Source organism: Celeribacter sp. HF31, assembly GCF_011806455.1.
Taxonomy (GTDB): Bacteria; Pseudomonadota; Alphaproteobacteria; order Rhodobacterales; family Rhodobacteraceae; genus Celeribacter.
The window spans coordinates 190,055-204,773 of record NZ_JAATOT010000008.1; the positions used below are offsets into that span (position 1 = coordinate 190,055).

The window sequence follows — 14,719 nt, forward strand, 5'->3', positions numbered from 1 at the left end:
TTTCAAAGATCGTGAGTTTCAGAAGATATCAGAACGGGATTTCGTCGTCGTCCAGAGAAGGACGCGAGCCGCCGCCGGAGCCGCCCTGCGAACCACCACCAAAACCGCCATCATCGTAGCCACCCGACGGACCCTGATCATAGCCGCCGCCGTAGCCGCCACCGCCACCTTGGCCGCCGCCATAGCCACCGCCGTCACCGCCGCCCGAACGTCCGTCGAGCATCACCATGGTCGAGGTGTAGGGACGCAGCACGACCTCGGTCGAATAGCGGTCATTGCCCTGCTGATCCTGCCATTTGCGGGTCTCCAACTGGCCTTCGAGGTAGACCTTTGAGCCTTTGCGCAGGTACTGCTCCGCGGTGCGTGCCAAAGGTTCGGAGAAAATCGCCACCGTGTGCCATTGCGTGCGGTCGCGGCGCTCGCCGGTGTTGCGGTCTTTCCAGCTCTCCGAGGTGGCCACGCGCAGGTTACAGACTTTGCCGCCGTTCTGGAAGGTGCGCACTTCCGGGTCAGCGCCCAGATTGCCCACGAGGATGACTTTGTTCACGGACCCGGCCATGCGATCTACTCCCTGAGATTCTTAAACTTGAGCGCACCTTACACCAAACCATCGTGCCAGAGGAAAGGCCAAAAACCGCCTGCGACACGCATGGGCTTTGAAACTTCGGCTTTTGCCCCTATATTGCGCGCGTGAGGTAATAGATTGGATGTGCATATGCGTGCAGGGCTTGGGATTTCGGCGGTCAAACGCCGGGAAAGCGGTGTTCGTTTCGGATTTATGACATCGGGGATGGTCGCGGGGCTTTTGAGTACTGTGGTCCTCGCGCCGACAGGCGCCGTAGCCGAGGATATTTTCTCCACCCGCAACCGCATGGCAATCTTTGACTCGCAGCTCTCCGTCCTCGATGGCCGTGCCGCCGAGCAATATTCCAACTCCGTGACCTATCAGCCGGAACGTTTCGGTGGCGACACCGGCACCGCGCGCTACTCTGGCGCCTACAAAGGCCAATGGCTGCCCGTGGCAGAAAAGATGGCCAACAAACACGGTATTCCGTCCGATCTTTTCCTGCGCCTCGTGCAGCAGGAGAGCGGCTGGAACCCGACCATTCGCAGCCCGAAAGGCGCCACAGGCCTGGCGCAACTCATGCCGGAGACGGCGCGGCAACTGGGCGTGAACATCAACGATCCGCACCAGAACCTCGAAGGCGGCGCGCGCTATCTGCGCATGATGTACAACCGTTTCGGCAATTGGCGTCTGGCGCTTGCGGCCTATAACGCCGGACCTTTGGCGGTGGAGAAATACGACGGCATTCCGCCCTACAAAGAGACGATGAATTACGTGCGGATCATCTACGGGTCGTAAGCTCATTAGGGCCTATTCGGAACTTTTCGCCCGGTGCCGGGTTATCTTTTCAATGCATCGCGACGCCTGCGTCGCTGATTGGAAAGGATACGATCATGAACCTGACTGCGAAACGTACCGCTCTGTTGTCTCTGCTGGCCTCCGCATCTCTGGCCGCGACACCTCTGATGGCCGAACCGCTCGACATTTCCTCCGTCGAGGTCGAAGCCAATCTCGAAGCCGTCGATTCCAATGCGCTCGACCGCTGGCCCGACATTGCAGAAGATCTGACGCTGATGATTTCCGCAGGTCTCGACGACCAGTTGGAGGCCGATGGCGATTATGATGTCCGTGTCGATGTGACCGAAATTTCCAACATGGGCACGACCTATCTCAGCGACGAAGGCGAGTTCAACACGCTCGAAGGCTGGGTTTACATCGACGGGCCGGACAGCGACTTTCCGTTGAAGAAATTCGAAATCGCCCTGAGTGCCGAAGAGCTTGACGGTGTGACGCCGATCAACGCCACCATGGTGCCGCCGGACCGCGCCGCCTTTTATGACGCGCTGGTGATGGGCTTTGCCCATAAGGTCGTGAGTGATGTGTCCGAGCTTGAGACACAATGGCTTGAACCGGACAGTGCCGAGGATCATTCGTAAGACAAAGAAGGCGGGGACATTCCCCGCCTTTTTCTATACACCTTTTCTATGCCTTACACCGAACGCCGGAAGTCGCGCGGCGAGACGCCGGTGTGTCTGTGAAACGCCCGGCTGAAATAGGCCGCCGAGTGAAAGCCGAGTTTTTCGGCGATCTGATTGATCGGCAGATCGGTCTCCCGCAACATCCGCCGTGCCTCGTAATGCACCCGGTCGCTTAAAATGGCCGAGGCCGAGCGCCCGCAGGCCACATTGCAAGCGCGTGTCAGATGGGTCGGGCTGACGCCCAGCTCGGCGGCGAAATGCGCCACCGTGCGCCCGTCACGCAATTCGTTTTCCACCAGTGCCGTATAGGCGGCGGCAAGCCGGCGCGAGGCGTCCGGCGTCAGGTCATAGTCCGGCATGACCGACATTTGCCGCTCCAGCCACACCGCGATCATCCCGGCCTGAAATGCCATGGCGCGGTCACGGCCCGGGCGATCTCCCTCGATCTCGCGTTGCAACCCTTCGATCAGGCCGGTGATCTCGTTTTGTTGGATCACCTCGCGAAACCGCATGTGCAGCGGCTCCTCGGGCAGGGCAAGCGTCGGATCGTCGGGCAGGTGGACGGCAAAGCCCATGACCTGACCGACGGGTTCAAAACCGTACATGGTGCGGGTCGGAAGGTAGACCAGATTGTGCGGCCCAAAGCCCCGCGTGACGCCCGCCACCGTGATCCGACCTTGCCCGCGGGTGAACCACAAAAGCGTCGGCGTGCGGTGGCTGCGCATCGCTTCGGTGCGCCATTTGTTCTCAGAGGACAATGTCCCCGTGCCCCGGCCCAGCGTGGTCACGCGATACGCGCTTTGCGCCGGGATGTCCGATATGATGGCCTCGCGGCGCTTGCGCGGCTTGGCGGGTTTAGCGGTTTTGACTTTCGCGGTTTTGACAGGGCCATTTGCAGGCTTTGAGAGACCGTGCGCGGGCTGTCCCATTTCCCCCAGCGGTAGGGTTTGAAAAATTCTAATGGGTTTGGAGTCGGGCATGGCGGCACATTCTGTTCGGTTTGTACAATTTCAAACGAGACTAGCCATGGATTGGGGTGAGTCAAAGAAAACATTTTGTTTTCAATATGATATGCCGAGAACGTAAGGGTTCCGCAATCCATGCTCAGGGCAGCGATATCTTGTGGTAGGCTTTCATGCGCGCTCTAAACCAAGTGCGTTGCCGCTTGGCATATTGCCGTGTGGCGATGGTGGCGGCCTCTTTTGCCTCTTCAAGCGACAATTTGCCTTGCAGATGAGCAATCAATTCCGGCGCGCCGATGGCCTTGGACGAGGGCGCCGCGGGGTCCCAGGTGGCCAGATTGGCCTCAGCCTCCTCCAAAGCGCCTTTCGCCACCATGATCTCGAATCGCCGTGCGATCCGGTCGTTGAGCCAGTCCTTATGCGCATCGAACACCACGGGAAACGTCTTCGCCAGCGGCAAAAGCGGCGGCGGCGTGTCGGCCTGCCAGGCGGCCAGACCCCGACCCGTGGCGCGCAGCACCTCCCAGGCACGTTGCACCCGCATCGTGTTCAGCCGGTCGATCTTTTGCGCGGTCTCGGGGTCCTCGGCATCGAGATCGGCCAACAACCCGGCGTGCCCGCCCTCATCGGAACGCCTTTGATCCGCCTCTGCGCGAAGCTCCGCCGGTGTTTCGGGAATCTCGACCAATCCTTCGGTCAGTGCCGCAAAATAAAGCCCCGTGCCGCCGACAATAATCGGCCGATCCGGGCCGGTGAGGTAGGGCGTCACATCGCGCAACCAATGGCCGACGGAATAGGCCTCGGTTCCCGGCACATGACCGTAAAGCGCATGCGGCGCGCGGGATTCATCGCCGCAGGAGGGGCGTGCGGTCAAAATCCTCCAATTGTCAAAGACTTGCAAGGCATCCGCATTGATGATCACACCGCCCTGAAGCTCCGCAATCTCAAGCGCGAGAGCGGATTTTCCAGAGGCCGTGGGACCCGCGATCAAGACGGGCGCCTGGGGGCATATGTCAAAGGGCAGAGCCATAATCTTGCGGTGGCAAAGACTGGGGCATTTGTCCAGAGGGCAAAGGGGAAAAATATCTTTCTGCGTCCATTGATCCCAGCCCGGTTTTGGCCCATTTTGCCGACAATCAAATTTCATTTCGGGGACATGTGATGAGCGACGCAGAGCGTGAGACGGGGCAGGTGCAGCATGGGGCGCATCCTGCCACGAAATATAAACGTGTGCTGTTGAAAATCTCGGGCGAGGCGCTGATGGGCGACCAGGGCTTTGGGTTGCATCCGCCGACGGTGGAACGGATCGCCAAAGAGGTGAAATCCGTGCATGACCTGGGCGTCGAGATTTGCATGGTGATCGGCGGCGGCAACATCTTTCGCGGGCTTCAGGGCTCGGCGCAAGGCATGGAGCGCACCACCGCCGACTACATGGGTATGCTCGCCACCGTGATGAACGCGCTCGGCATGCAGGCCGCTTTGGAGGCGCTTGGCATCCACACCCGGGTCATTTCGGCGATCACCATGAACGAGGTGGCCGAGCCCTACATCCGCCGCCGCGCCGTGCGTCACCTTGAAAAAGGCCGGATTTGCATCTTTGCGGCGGGCACGGGCAACCCCTATTTCACCACCGACACGGCGGCCACGCTGCGCGCCAATGAGATGGCCTGTGAGGCGATTTTCATGGGCAAGAACGGTGTGGACGGGGTCTATGACAAAGACCCGAAAACCAACCCGGATGCGAAACGCTACGATGAGGTCAGCTATGACGAGGTGCTGCGCAAGAACCTCAAAGTCATGGATGCCTCCGCCATTGCTCTGGCGCGCGACAATTCCTTGCCGTTGATCGTCTTCCCGCTCGACGCACCGGGCGGGTTCCAGTCGATCCTCGCGGGCGAAGGCACCTATACATTGGTGAAATGATGCGCTTTGCGACGCGGGTGTCGATGGGGGTGTCGGTGTGCTTCGGCGCGGTCCTGATCGGGGCGGCGTCACCCGCGCTGTCCGATACCTCCGTCTATACCGGGTTTCTTGAGACCCATGGCTGCACCTACGGGCCGAAGCTTGACGCGAAAGTCCGTGCCGCCGGGTTGACGCCCGAAGGCTTGGCCAGCCATGCCCGAACGGCGGTGCAGGTGGGCACGGCGGAGCTGAATGGCGATTGGGTGGTGTTCGACGCCTCTGTTTGCACGATCAAACTGCCGGAGATCATCAGCCCCTATGAGATCACCGACGATGTCCTTTCGCCTTACATCAAAAGGGTGAGCGATCCTGCCTATGAGGCGGGGTGTTATCTGACGGATTGGCAGCAGGCCTTCGAGGCGACCGGCCTCGACGCGGATGCGGCCTTTGCCGAAGGGATTGGATTTCTCGCCGCCGAGATCACCGCTGGCCGGATGTCGTTTTATAGCGATGACCCGCTCAGAACGCCCTTCGGGTTCCAGACCATTGTGCCGGAAGCATGTGACCAAGGTGCGCGGGCCGAGGCCATCAAGGCGTCGTCCGGCGATCTGGCCCAGCTGTTCGACACCTATGTCCGCATGTCCTATGCGGCAAACACCTGTGACGAGGACCGAAGTGGCGATATGGCTTTTGCCGAGACGGTGAAAGACAGGACCGACAATGCCTGGCTGTTTCTCGACGCGAAGATCCTCACCATGGCTGCCGGATGGCACGAGGGCATGACGGCGCAGGACAAGGGCATGCCCCGCCCGCCGCTCTGTCACATGGCGCCCTGAACGCCGCCTCAACACGCGCCTCAACACGTGCCTAAACACTGGCAGCCCGAAACCAAACCCGTTATAGCGGGGGCAAAGACGATACAAAGGGGAAGACCCATGTCCGAAGATTTCGAACTCGACACCGCCGATCTGTCCAAACGCATGGACGGGTCGCTGAGCAATCTGCGCACGGAATTTGCCTCGCTGCGCACGGGCCGGGCCTCGGGCTCGATGCTGGAACCGATCATGGTGGACGCCTACGGCTCGATGACTCCGATCAACCAGGTTGGCACCGTCAACGTGCCGGAGCCGCGCATGGTGACGATCAACGTCTGGGACAAGGGTCTGGTGAACAAGGTCGAAAAAGCGATCCGCGAATCCGGTCTGGGCATCAACCCGCAGCTGAACGGGACTATTATTATGTTGCCGATCCCGGAGCTGAACGAAGAGCGTCGCCGCGAATTGACCAAAGTGGCCGGCCAATATGCCGAACACGCCCGCGTCGCCGTGCGCAACGTGCGTCAGGACGGCATGCAGCAGATCAAGAAGAACAAGGACGGCATGTCCGACGACGATCAGAAATTCTGGGAATCCGAGGTTCAGGATCTGACCGACAAACATATCAAGCTGATCGACGACCTTCTGGCTCATAAGCAAGAAGAGATCATGCAGGTCTGAGCGGAGGCCGGAGCCTTTTGCGGCTCTTGAACCGACCCTGTGTGAGTGATTTTGAAAGGGTTGCAGACCGAAACAAGAGCGTGTTTCATGAAGCAACCCGTTACGAGAGGCCAAATGAGCGACATGAGTCCAGCCACACCCGATGAGGTCATTTCCGGCGGACCAACCCATGTCGCGATGATCATGGATGGCAACGGTCGCTGGGCGCAGTCGCGGGGCAAACCGCGGCTGTTCGGCCATCACGCAGGCGCCAAGAGGGTCAAGGAGATCGTCCGGGCCTGTCCCGATCTGGGCGTCAAATACCTGACGATCTTTGCCTTTTCGACCGAGAACTGGAAACGCACCCAGACCGAGGTCTCCGGCCTCATGAGCCTGTTTCGCCGCTACATCCAGAACGAGATGAAGGGCCTCGTGGCCGAGGGCGTCCGTGTGCGCTTCATCGGCGACCGGGTGCGGCTCGACAAGAAACTGATCGCTTTGATGGACGATCTCGAAGAGGTCACGCAAGAGAACACCAAGGTGCATCTGACCATCGCGATCAACTATGGTGGGCGCGATGAGGTGTCGCGGGCTGTGAAAGATCTGGCCTGTGACGTGGCGCGCGGTGAATTGGACCCGGAGACGGTCGATGAGACCACGCTCACGCGCTACCTCGACACCAAAGTGTTGCCGGACCCCGATCTGGTGATCCGCACCTCGGGCGAGGCGCGGATTTCGAACTTTCTTTTGTGGCAATCCGCCTATGCCGAATATGAATTCATCGACACGCTCTGGCCGGATTTCACCGCAGAGGTCTTTGCCCAATGCGTGTCCCGCTACGCCGGGCGCGACCGTCGGTTTGGCGGGGTGAAAAAGTGACTTCCAAGACGTCTAGAAACGGCAAATGGCGCGATCTGATGCCGCGACTTCTGTCGGCTGTCGTCATGGTGGCGGTGGGGCTTGGCGCCGTGCTGTCCTCGCATCTTGCGTTCACGGCTTTGGTCGTCGTGGTCGGCTGTGTCGGGCTTTGGGAGCTGTGGCGCATGCGTCAGGTGAAACTGGCCGCTTCGGGCCTGAACACCGCAGACAGCCTCAACCTCGCTGCCTATCTCGCTGTTCTGGTGCTGGGCTGTCTCGGCCTCATCACGCTCTCGGCCGAAGGCGGCCGCGCGCTTTTGCTTTACGTCATCGGCCTTGTGGTGGTCACCGACAGTATGGGCTATCTGGTCGGCAAAACCTTGGGCGGACCGAAATTCTGGGCGCGGATCAGCCCGAACAAGACATGGTCCGGCGTCTTGGGCGGCTGGATCGGGGCAGGGGTCTTGGCCTATTTCTGCCACCCCTTCATGCCCGAGGGCTTCGTGCGCCTGTGGTTCTTTGTGACCTCCTCGATGGTGCTGTCTTTCGCCTCGCAACTGGGCGATATGGCGGAAAGCGGCCTCAAGCGCCGGATGGGGGTCAAGGACAGCTCCAACATCATCCCCGGCCACGGCGGTGTGCTTGACCGGTTTGACGCGCTCTTGGCCTTGGGCGCGCTGGCCTATGTGCTCAATGTGATTTTCGGCTGAGGCAGATATGCGACGCATTTCCATTTTCGGCGCGACGGGCTCTATCGGGCAATCGACCATCGACCTCATTCGCCGGGATCGCGACGCTTACGACGTGATCGCCCTTACAGGCGGCGGCAATATCGATTTGCTGGCGAAAGATGCCATCGACCTCGGCGCAAAAGTGGCCGTCACCGCCTATGAGGATCGCCTCGCGGATCTCAAATCCGCGCTGTCCGGCACCGGCATTCAGGCCGCCGCAGGCGAACACGCTCTCATTGAGGCGGCGGATCGCGAGGCGGATTGGATCATGTCGGCCATCGTCGGCTCGGCAGGTCTTGCGCCGGGGCTTCATGCGTTGCGTCACGGCACCACGCTGGCGCTCGCGAATAAGGAGAGCCTCGTCACCGCCGGGCCGCTTTTGATGCAATCCGCCCAAAGCCATGGCGCGCGGGTTCTGCCCGTCGACAGCGAACATTCCGCCGTTTTCCAAGGCCTCGTGGGCGAGGATCAAACGGAGGTCGAACGCGTCATCATCACCGCCTCCGGCGGGCCGTTCCGCGACTGGTCACTGGACCAGTTGGAAGGCGCGACATTGGCGCAGGCCTGTAAGCATCCGTCTTGGGACATGGGTCAGCGGATCACGATTGATTCCGCCTCGATGTTCAACAAGGCGCTCGAAATCATTGAGACCAAAGAATATTTCGGATTTTCTCCCCATCAGATCGAAGTTCTGGTCCACCCCGGTTCCTACGTCCACGCGCTTGTGGGCTTTCGCGACGGGGCGCTCATGGCCCATCTCGGCGCGCCGGATATGCGTCACGCCATCGGCTATGCGCTGCACTGGCCCGAGCGGCGCGATTTGCCGGTCGAAAGGTTGGACCTCGCAAAAGTCGGCCAGCTTCGGTTCGAGGCGCCCGATGAGGTCCGTTTCCCGCCGCTGCGCCTCGCGCGTGAGGTGATGGAGATGGGCGGACTGGCAGGTAGCGTGTTCAATGCCGCGAAAGAGGCCGCTTTGGACCTTTTCATCGCCCAAAAGATCGGGTTTCTCGACATGGCGCGCCTCACCGAAGAGGTGCTCAATCAGATGTCAACGGATGTGAGCCAGCCCAAGACCAACATGAGCTTTGACACGGTGCTCGCAGCCGATAAAGAAGCGCGGGCGCGTGTGATGGCGCTGCAACCCAATAAGGACGATCTCGAATGGATGTAACCAGCCTTCTCAGCAGCCTTGGCGGTACGGCCTTTACGCTGGTGTTTTTCATTGTCGCCCTGTCGATCATCGTCACGGTGCATGAATATGGTCATTACATCGTCGGGCGCTGGTCGGGTATCCGGGCGGATGTCTTTTCTCTGGGTTTCGGCAAACCGCTCTGGCAGCGCACCGACAAACGCGGCACGGTCTGGCAGATTGCGGCGCTGCCTTTCGGCGGCTACGTGAAATTCGCAGGCGATGCGAACGCGGCGTCCGCGCCAGATGCGCACGCCGTCGAGGGCATGAGCCCTGAGGAGGCCCGCCACACCATGCCGGGCGCGCCCTTGTGGGCGCGGACCGCGACGGTGGCCGCCGGTCCGATCTTCAATTTCATCTTTTCGTTCATCGTCTTCACGATCTTTGTGCTGATCGCGGGCAAGGCCGCGGAGACCCTGGTGGTCGATGAGGTCGCGCCCGTGCCCTATGAAATCGGTCTGATGCCGGGCGACGAAATCACCGCCATCGCGGGGCAGGAGGTGCCGGAACCGGGCGCGCTTTTGGGCTTTTTGCAAGAGCTGCCGCGTGAAGGTGCCGTGCCCTACACCGTCAACCGCGATGGTCAGGAGCTGACCGTGACGGGCCCCTATCCCTATCCGGTGATCGTCGCGGGCGTGTCGCCGAAATCCGCCGCGCGCGACGCGGGCATCAAAACCGGCGACGTGATCACCCAGATCGACGGCGCGCCGATCAATACGTTCTGGGACCTTCAGGACTATGTCACCAGCCACGACGGCGCGCCGATGACGCTGACCGTCTGGCGGCCCAATGGCGAGACCTCTGCGGAAGGGGGCGAGACCTTTGAGACCACCTTGGAGCCGCGTCGCCGCGATCTACCGGCGGATGACGGCGGGTTTGAGACCCGTTGGCTGATCGGCATCACTGGCGGGCTGTTGTTCTCTGTCGGCACCGAACCGGTTGGCATCGGCGCTGCGCTTTTGGCGGGCATCCAAGGCGTGTGGCAGATCATCACCATGTCGCTCTCGGGCATGGCGCATATGATCACCGGCGCCATTTCCGCCTGTAATCTCTCTGGCCCCGTGGGCATAGCCGAGGTGGTGTCGACCTCGGCCTCGGACGGGGTGGCGAGTTTCCTGTCTACCGTGGCGCTTCTCTCCACCGCGATTGGCCTTATGAACCTCTTCCCGATCCCGGTGCTGGATGGTGGGCATCTGGTGTTCTACGCCTATGAGGCGGTGCGCGGCAAACCTCTGCCGGATCGTGCGGTGAATGTGATGATGACCGTCGGTTTGGCCGTGATCCTGGGCTTTATGGTGCTGGGACTGGGCTCGGATCTGTTCTGTAAATAATCGTCACAGGATCTTCGGGACTGTTGCCCAAACGGCTGCGTATTTTTCCGGAAATGCGCCGCTGTCGTCCAAATCTCGCCACAATCAGAGCGTATCTCCTGACCCCAGAGCGGTCGGCTTTTGCGGACCGCAGAGGGTATGTGTGGCAGGGCAAACCTGCCGATGACTGAGGAGGGCCTCGAGATGACCGCAATCCGTGCTGGATACCAAAGCCTGTCGCAATTGGCCGATCTCAACTGGGATCGTCTGCTCTATGCCGCAACCATCGTGGTCGCGCTGGTCGCCGGGTCGTTTTTCGGGCACCTGATCCTCTAAGGGCACATGCGCCTGACCCCTCTCGCATCACGGCGTGAACGCCGAAAGAAGGCGAGGAAAAAAGGCGCAAAAAAGGTGAGGGCGGAAATCCGCTAAACAGAATCGAAACGCTACAAGTAGGGCTTTCGCTTTCGGCGAAGGCCCTTATGCTGTGTCTCAAAGCCGTTTTATGGTGGATCGCTTTTGACAAGGGGCGGTATTGCCGTTACTCAGCTAGAAAGTTGTGGGGAATTTCGAGAAAGCTGCCATGTTGCCATTGAATCACCGTTCGATCCGCGTGAAACCACGTTTCGTAGCACGTGCCTTTGCGCTGTCTTTTGCGGCTTTCGCAGTCACATCCGTCTCTTATACCGCGTTTCCGGCGCCGGCTGAGGCACAGTCCTTCAATTTCACCAATGTGGTGGTCGAAGGCGCGCAGCGGGTGTCCGCAGGCACGATCCTGTCTTACGCGGGAATCACGCGCGGCCAGACGGTGTCTGGCGGCGAGTTGAACGACGCCTATCAAAAGGTTCTGGGCTCCGGCCTGTTCGAAACCGTCGAATTCATCCCGCGCGGCAACACGCTTGTGATCAAAGTCGCCGAATTCCCGGTCGTGTCGCGCATCGCCATCGAAGGCAACCGCAAGGTCAGTGACGACGCCCTGATGCCGGCGCTCACCACCAAGGTGCGCCAGGTCTATTCCCCCTCTGACGCCGAGGCCGACGCCGCCACGCTCACGCAGATTTACGAGAGCAAGGGGCAGTTGGTCGCCACTGTGACGCCGAAGATCATCCGCCGCTCCGACAACCGCGTCGATGTGGTGTTCGAGGTGACCGAGGGCAAAGGCGTCGAGATCGAGCGTCTCAGCTTTGTCGGCAACCGCGAGTTCTCGGATTCGCGCCTGCGCCGGGTGCTTGAGACCAAACAGGCGGGCGCGTTGCGCTTTATCATCGGGCGCGACACCTACACCGAGGATCGCCTCCAGTTCGACAAACGCGTGTTGACGGATTTCTACACCTCGCGCGGCTATATCGATTTTCAGGTGCTCAACGTCGCCGCCGAGTTTTCGCGTGAGCGCAACGCCTACTTCCTGACCTTCAACGTGCGTGAAGGCCAGAAATACGATTTCGGCAAGATCTCCATCTCCTCCGAGATGGCGGGCGTTGATGCCGCCGAGTTCACCAAAGTCACAAATATCCGCGCTGGCCAGACCTATTCGCCGCTGGCGGTGGACAATATGATCGACCGGATCGAGACGCTGGCGCTGAAAAAGGGCATTGATTTCCTGCGCGCGGAACCCCGCGTGACACGTGACCCCCGCACGCAGACACTCGATGTCGATTTCGTACTGGTCCGCGGGCCGCGCATCTTTGTCGAACGCATCGACATTGAAGGCAACGCCACGACGCTTGACCGCGTGGTGCGTCAGAAATTCAAAACCGTCGAAGGCGACCCGTTCAACCCGCGCGAGATTCGCGCCGCCGCCGACCGCATCCGGGCGCTCGGGTTCTTCTCGAACGCCGATGTGAACACGCGTCAGGGCTCTGCCGCCGATCAGATGATCGTCGATGTGAATGTCACCGAAAAGCCGACCGGCTCTTTCACCTTTGGCGGCAACTATTCCGTGTCCGAAGGCATCAACCTGATCGCCTCCTTCAGCGAGTCGAACTTCCTCGGCCGTGGCCAGAAACTGTCCTTCAGCCTGACGACGGATGTCGAAGAGGGCAGCCTGTCCTTCAACTTCGTCGAACCGGCTTTCCTGGGGCGTGATGTCGCCTTCGGGCTTGGGGCCGGGATCGGGACGTCGCAGCCGTCTTATGCCGAACACCAGTTGCGCCGCGCCTTTATTTCGCCACGCCTGACCTTCCCGGTGTCGGAAAACGGCTCTCTGACCGTCAACTATCGTGCCGATCTGGCGGAAGTGGTCGAGGACAGCGATTATACCGATGCTGGAAACAGTTATCCGCAACAAATTCAGGATGACATTGATGCAGGCCGTCTCAACACCCAGAGCCTTGGCTATTCCTACAGCTATGACACCCGACGCAGCGGTTTGAACCCGAACGCGGGCATGCTGTTCCGCTTCGGGCAGGATTTCGCGGGTCTCATCGGCGGCGATTCCGATTACATCAAGACCTCTGCCGAGCTGACCGGCGAGATGAAGGTTTGGAACGAAGAGGTGACCTTGCGCGCCACCGTCGAAGGCGGTGTGATCGACGCCGATGGCGACAGCCGCGTGTCCGAGCGCTATTTCAACAGCACCTCGATCATGCGCGGCTTTGAACCCGGCGGCATCGGGCCGCGGTCCGAGACCAACGATCTCGCGCTTGGCGGCAATATGTATGCCGTGGCCCGTCTTGAGGCGAATTTCCCGCTGGGCCTGCCCGAAGAATACGGTCTCTCCGGCGGTCTGTTCTTTGACTATGGCTCGGTCTGGGGGCTCGATGACACGACGGATATCATCGCGGGCTCGGACGATCCGAATTGGCGCTCCGTGATCGGGGCCTCGGTGTTCTGGACCACGCCCCTGGGGCCGCTGCGCTTCAACTTCACCAAAGCGCTCGACAAAGAAGACTACGACAAGGAACAGACCTTCGATCTGACCATTTCGTCGAGCTTCTAAGATGTTGCTTTTGCGTCCCCTTTGGCTGGCAGGCCTGTTCAGCCTTTCTGCGACAGGCCTGTTGGCGCAAGAGGCGCCTATGGCCCAGACGGCGCCGCAAGACACGGGGTCCGCCGCGCAGATGGGGCAACGTCCTTCCGAGGCCAAGCTGGTGTTTCCGGTGCTGGTGTTCGACCGCGCCCGTGTGGTGAAGCAAAGCCAGGCCGGCGCAGCCCTTGAGGCCCGGATGGCGGAGGCCCGCGAGGCACTTCTGGCTGAAAACGACCAGATCTACGCTGATCTCGAAGCCGAGGAGCAAGAAATCTCCGACGCGAAATCGACCATGGCCGAGGCTGAGTTTCGCGCCCGCGCCCAGGCCTTTGATGAAAAAGTGACCCAGGTCCGCCAGCGTCAGGACGAGAAAGCGCGCGACATTCAGACGCTTTATGACGAGGGGTTGGCTGAGATTGATCAGCAGATGAATACCGTTTTGACCCAGATCGCCCGCGATCTCGGCGCCGTCGTGGTGTTCGAACGCAATCAGGTCTATCTGATGAATGGCGCGATCGATATTTCGCGGATCGCCATCGAGAAACTCGATGACCGAGAGGGGGCGCAGGCGCGCGAACAAGGCAGCGAGACAGCCTCGCCAACGGACGCAGAACAACAAGAGACACCGCCAGCGCAAGACTAAGGTGATGCGCCATTGCCTTGTCACCTCGAGCGGTGATTGATAGGAAGGTGGCCAGAGATTTTGCGCCTCATGTGGGGCATTGGATCGTATGGGCGCCGAAGGGCCCCATCGACCACAATATAAAGAAGACCAAAAGGCCCAGGGACAAGATATGACCGAGACCACCAAACCGACTGTCGCCGACATCGACCTGATCCAGCGCATCCTGCCGCATCGTTATCCGTTCCTCTTGGTGGACCGCGTGGTGGACATCGTCTGCCCCGAAAGCTGCACCGGGATCAAGAATGTGACCTATAACGAGCCGCATTTTCAGGGCCATTTCCCGGGTGAGCCGGTGATGCCCGGCGTGACCATCGTCGAAGCCATGGCGCAGACGGCGGCGGTCATGGTCGGCGTCCACATGGACCTGGCGGATAAGGAATTCAACGTCTATTTCATGAACATCGACGGCGTGAAATTCCGCCGCAAAGTGGTGCCCGGCGATCAATTGAAAATGCATGTCACGGTGAAGCGTGGCGGTGGCAAGGTCTGGAAATTCGACGGTCGTGCTGAGGTCGATGGCGAATTGGCCTGTCAGGCCGAATTCACCGCGATGATGGACCTGACACCCCGGTCCTAACACCGAACTCCTGAGGGAA

Annotated in this window: 16 protein-coding genes; 13 read left to right on the forward strand and 3 right to left on the reverse strand. The window is 60.4% G+C overall.

Annotated features, from left to right (window positions below; genetic code table 11):
• Positions 1-28 precede the first annotated feature (28 nt).
• Positions 29-559, reverse strand: coding sequence for a single-stranded DNA-binding protein (gene ssb / locus HCZ23_RS17200; protein WP_167602979.1), 531 nt, complete (start codon positions 557-559; stop codon positions 29-31).
• Positions 560-790: 231 nt separating this feature from the next.
• Between ssb and HCZ23_RS17205 the strand changes: the two genes are divergently transcribed.
• Both HCZ23_RS17205 and HCZ23_RS17210 read left to right on the forward strand, forming a co-directional pair.
• Complete coding sequence (locus HCZ23_RS17205; RefSeq protein ID WP_167603028.1) at positions 791-1,363, forward strand: lytic transglycosylase domain-containing protein; 573 nt, start codon at positions 791-793, stop codon at positions 1,361-1,363.
• A 95-nt stretch (positions 1,364-1,458) separates the two neighbouring features.
• On the forward strand, positions 1,459-2,001 hold the full coding sequence (locus tag HCZ23_RS17210; RefSeq protein ID WP_167602980.1) for a hypothetical protein: 543 nt from the start codon (positions 1,459-1,461) through the stop codon (positions 1,999-2,001).
• A gap of 53 nt (positions 2,002-2,054) precedes the next feature.
• On the opposite strand, the gene HCZ23_RS17215 is transcribed toward HCZ23_RS17210, so the two are convergent.
• On the reverse strand, positions 2,055-2,972 hold the full coding sequence (locus HCZ23_RS17215; protein WP_254870359.1) for an AraC family transcriptional regulator: 918 nt from the start codon (positions 2,970-2,972) through the stop codon (positions 2,055-2,057).
• Positions 2,973-3,147: 175 nt separating this feature from the next.
• Entirely contained in the window at positions 3,148-4,035 is an 888-nt protein-coding gene (miaA, locus tag HCZ23_RS17220) for a tRNA (adenosine(37)-N6)-dimethylallyltransferase MiaA (RefSeq protein ID WP_167602982.1), read from the reverse strand.
• A gap of 131 nt (positions 4,036-4,166) precedes the next feature.
• Here miaA and pyrH point away from each other — a divergent pair, with 131 nt between their 5' ends.
• The 11 genes from pyrH to fabZ all read left to right on the forward strand — a co-directional run bounded on the left by pyrH (position 4,167) and on the right by fabZ (position 14,700).
• Positions 4,167-4,928 carry a UMP kinase gene (gene pyrH, locus HCZ23_RS17225; protein ID WP_254870360.1) on the forward strand — a complete coding sequence of 254 codons (762 nt, stop codon included), beginning with the start codon at positions 4,167-4,169 and terminating at the stop codon, positions 4,926-4,928.
• Positions 4,925-5,743 carry a hypothetical protein gene (locus HCZ23_RS17230; RefSeq protein ID WP_217703244.1) on the forward strand — a complete coding sequence of 273 codons (819 nt, stop codon included), beginning with the start codon at positions 4,925-4,927 and terminating at the stop codon, positions 5,741-5,743. The genes pyrH and HCZ23_RS17230 overlap by 4 nt, the downstream gene beginning before the upstream one ends.
• Before the next feature lie 99 nt (positions 5,744-5,842).
• Positions 5,843-6,403: a ribosome recycling factor gene (gene frr, locus HCZ23_RS17235; protein WP_167602984.1), complete on the forward strand. Its 561-nt coding sequence runs from the start codon at positions 5,843-5,845 to the stop codon at positions 6,401-6,403.
• Between the two features lie 123 nt (positions 6,404-6,526).
• Positions 6,527-7,261 (forward strand): isoprenyl transferase, encoded by a 735-nt coding sequence (locus HCZ23_RS17240; protein ID WP_167603030.1) that lies wholly within the window; start codon positions 6,527-6,529, stop codon positions 7,259-7,261.
• Entirely contained in the window at positions 7,258-7,950 is a 693-nt protein-coding gene (locus HCZ23_RS17245) for a phosphatidate cytidylyltransferase (protein WP_368487365.1), read from the forward strand. Before HCZ23_RS17240 ends, HCZ23_RS17245 begins: the two co-directional genes overlap by 4 nt.
• A 7-nt stretch (positions 7,951-7,957) precedes the next feature.
• Positions 7,958-9,142, forward strand: coding sequence for a 1-deoxy-D-xylulose-5-phosphate reductoisomerase (dxr, locus tag HCZ23_RS17250; protein WP_167602986.1), 1,185 nt, complete (start codon positions 7,958-7,960; stop codon positions 9,140-9,142).
• A complete protein-coding gene (gene rseP, locus HCZ23_RS17255; protein ID WP_167602987.1) occupies positions 9,133-10,491 on the forward strand; it encodes an RIP metalloprotease RseP in 1,359 nt (452 codons plus the stop codon). Before dxr ends, rseP begins: the two co-directional genes overlap by 10 nt.
• A gap of 183 nt (positions 10,492-10,674) precedes the next feature.
• A complete protein-coding gene (locus HCZ23_RS18255; RefSeq protein ID WP_303048549.1) occupies positions 10,675-10,806 on the forward strand; it encodes a hypothetical protein in 132 nt (43 codons plus the stop codon).
• Between the two features lie 247 nt (positions 10,807-11,053).
• Positions 11,054-13,408: an outer membrane protein assembly factor BamA gene (gene bamA / locus HCZ23_RS17260; RefSeq protein ID WP_167602988.1), complete on the forward strand. Its 2,355-nt coding sequence runs from the start codon at positions 11,054-11,056 to the stop codon at positions 13,406-13,408.
• Positions 13,409-13,487: 79 nt separating this feature from the next.
• On the forward strand, positions 13,488-14,081 hold the full coding sequence (locus tag HCZ23_RS17265; protein ID WP_167602989.1) for an OmpH family outer membrane protein: 594 nt from the start codon (positions 13,488-13,490) through the stop codon (positions 14,079-14,081).
• 151 nt (positions 14,082-14,232) lie between these two features.
• Positions 14,233-14,700 (forward strand): 3-hydroxyacyl-ACP dehydratase FabZ, encoded by a 468-nt coding sequence (fabZ, locus tag HCZ23_RS17270; protein ID WP_167602990.1) that lies wholly within the window; start codon positions 14,233-14,235, stop codon positions 14,698-14,700.
• The last annotated feature ends 19 nt before the right edge of the window (positions 14,701-14,719 follow it).

What these genes read in the sequence shown, in the direction of transcription:
- HCZ23_RS17210 (WP_167602980.1), top strand. Translation starts at nt 1,459, where the DNA reads ATGAACCTGACTGCGAAACGTACCGCTCTGTTGTCTCTGCTGGCCTCC.
- HCZ23_RS17265 (WP_167602989.1), top strand. Translation starts at nt 13,488, where the DNA reads ATGGCCCAGACGGCGCCGCAAGACACGGGGTCCGCCGCGCAGATGGGG.
- dxr (WP_167602986.1), top strand. Translation starts at nt 7,958, where the DNA reads ATGCGACGCATTTCCATTTTCGGCGCGACGGGCTCTATCGGGCAATCG.
- rseP (WP_167602987.1), top strand. Translation starts at nt 9,133, where the DNA reads ATGGATGTAACCAGCCTTCTCAGCAGCCTTGGCGGTACGGCCTTTACG.
- frr (WP_167602984.1), top strand. Translation starts at nt 5,843, where the DNA reads ATGTCCGAAGATTTCGAACTCGACACCGCCGATCTGTCCAAACGCATG.
- ssb (WP_167602979.1), bottom strand. Translation starts at nt 559, where the DNA reads ATGGCCGGGTCCGTGAACAAAGTCATCCTCGTGGGCAATCTGGGCGCT.
- HCZ23_RS17215 (WP_254870359.1), bottom strand. Translation starts at nt 2,972, where the DNA reads ATGGGACAGCCCGCGCACGGTCTCTCAAAGCCTGCAAATGGCCCTGTC.
- HCZ23_RS17230 (WP_217703244.1), top strand. Translation starts at nt 4,925, where the DNA reads ATGATGCGCTTTGCGACGCGGGTGTCGATGGGGGTGTCGGTGTGCTTC.
- bamA (WP_167602988.1), top strand. Translation starts at nt 11,054, where the DNA reads ATGTTGCCATTGAATCACCGTTCGATCCGCGTGAAACCACGTTTCGTA.
- HCZ23_RS18255 (WP_303048549.1), top strand. Translation starts at nt 10,675, where the DNA reads ATGACCGCAATCCGTGCTGGATACCAAAGCCTGTCGCAATTGGCCGAT.
- HCZ23_RS17205 (WP_167603028.1), top strand. Translation starts at nt 791, where the DNA reads ATGGTCGCGGGGCTTTTGAGTACTGTGGTCCTCGCGCCGACAGGCGCC.
- fabZ (WP_167602990.1), top strand. Translation starts at nt 14,233, where the DNA reads ATGACCGAGACCACCAAACCGACTGTCGCCGACATCGACCTGATCCAG.
- HCZ23_RS17240 (WP_167603030.1), top strand. Translation starts at nt 6,527, where the DNA reads ATGAGTCCAGCCACACCCGATGAGGTCATTTCCGGCGGACCAACCCAT.
- miaA (WP_167602982.1), bottom strand. Translation starts at nt 4,035, where the DNA reads ATGGCTCTGCCCTTTGACATATGCCCCCAGGCGCCCGTCTTGATCGCG.
- pyrH (WP_254870360.1), top strand. Translation starts at nt 4,167, where the DNA reads ATGAGCGACGCAGAGCGTGAGACGGGGCAGGTGCAGCATGGGGCGCAT.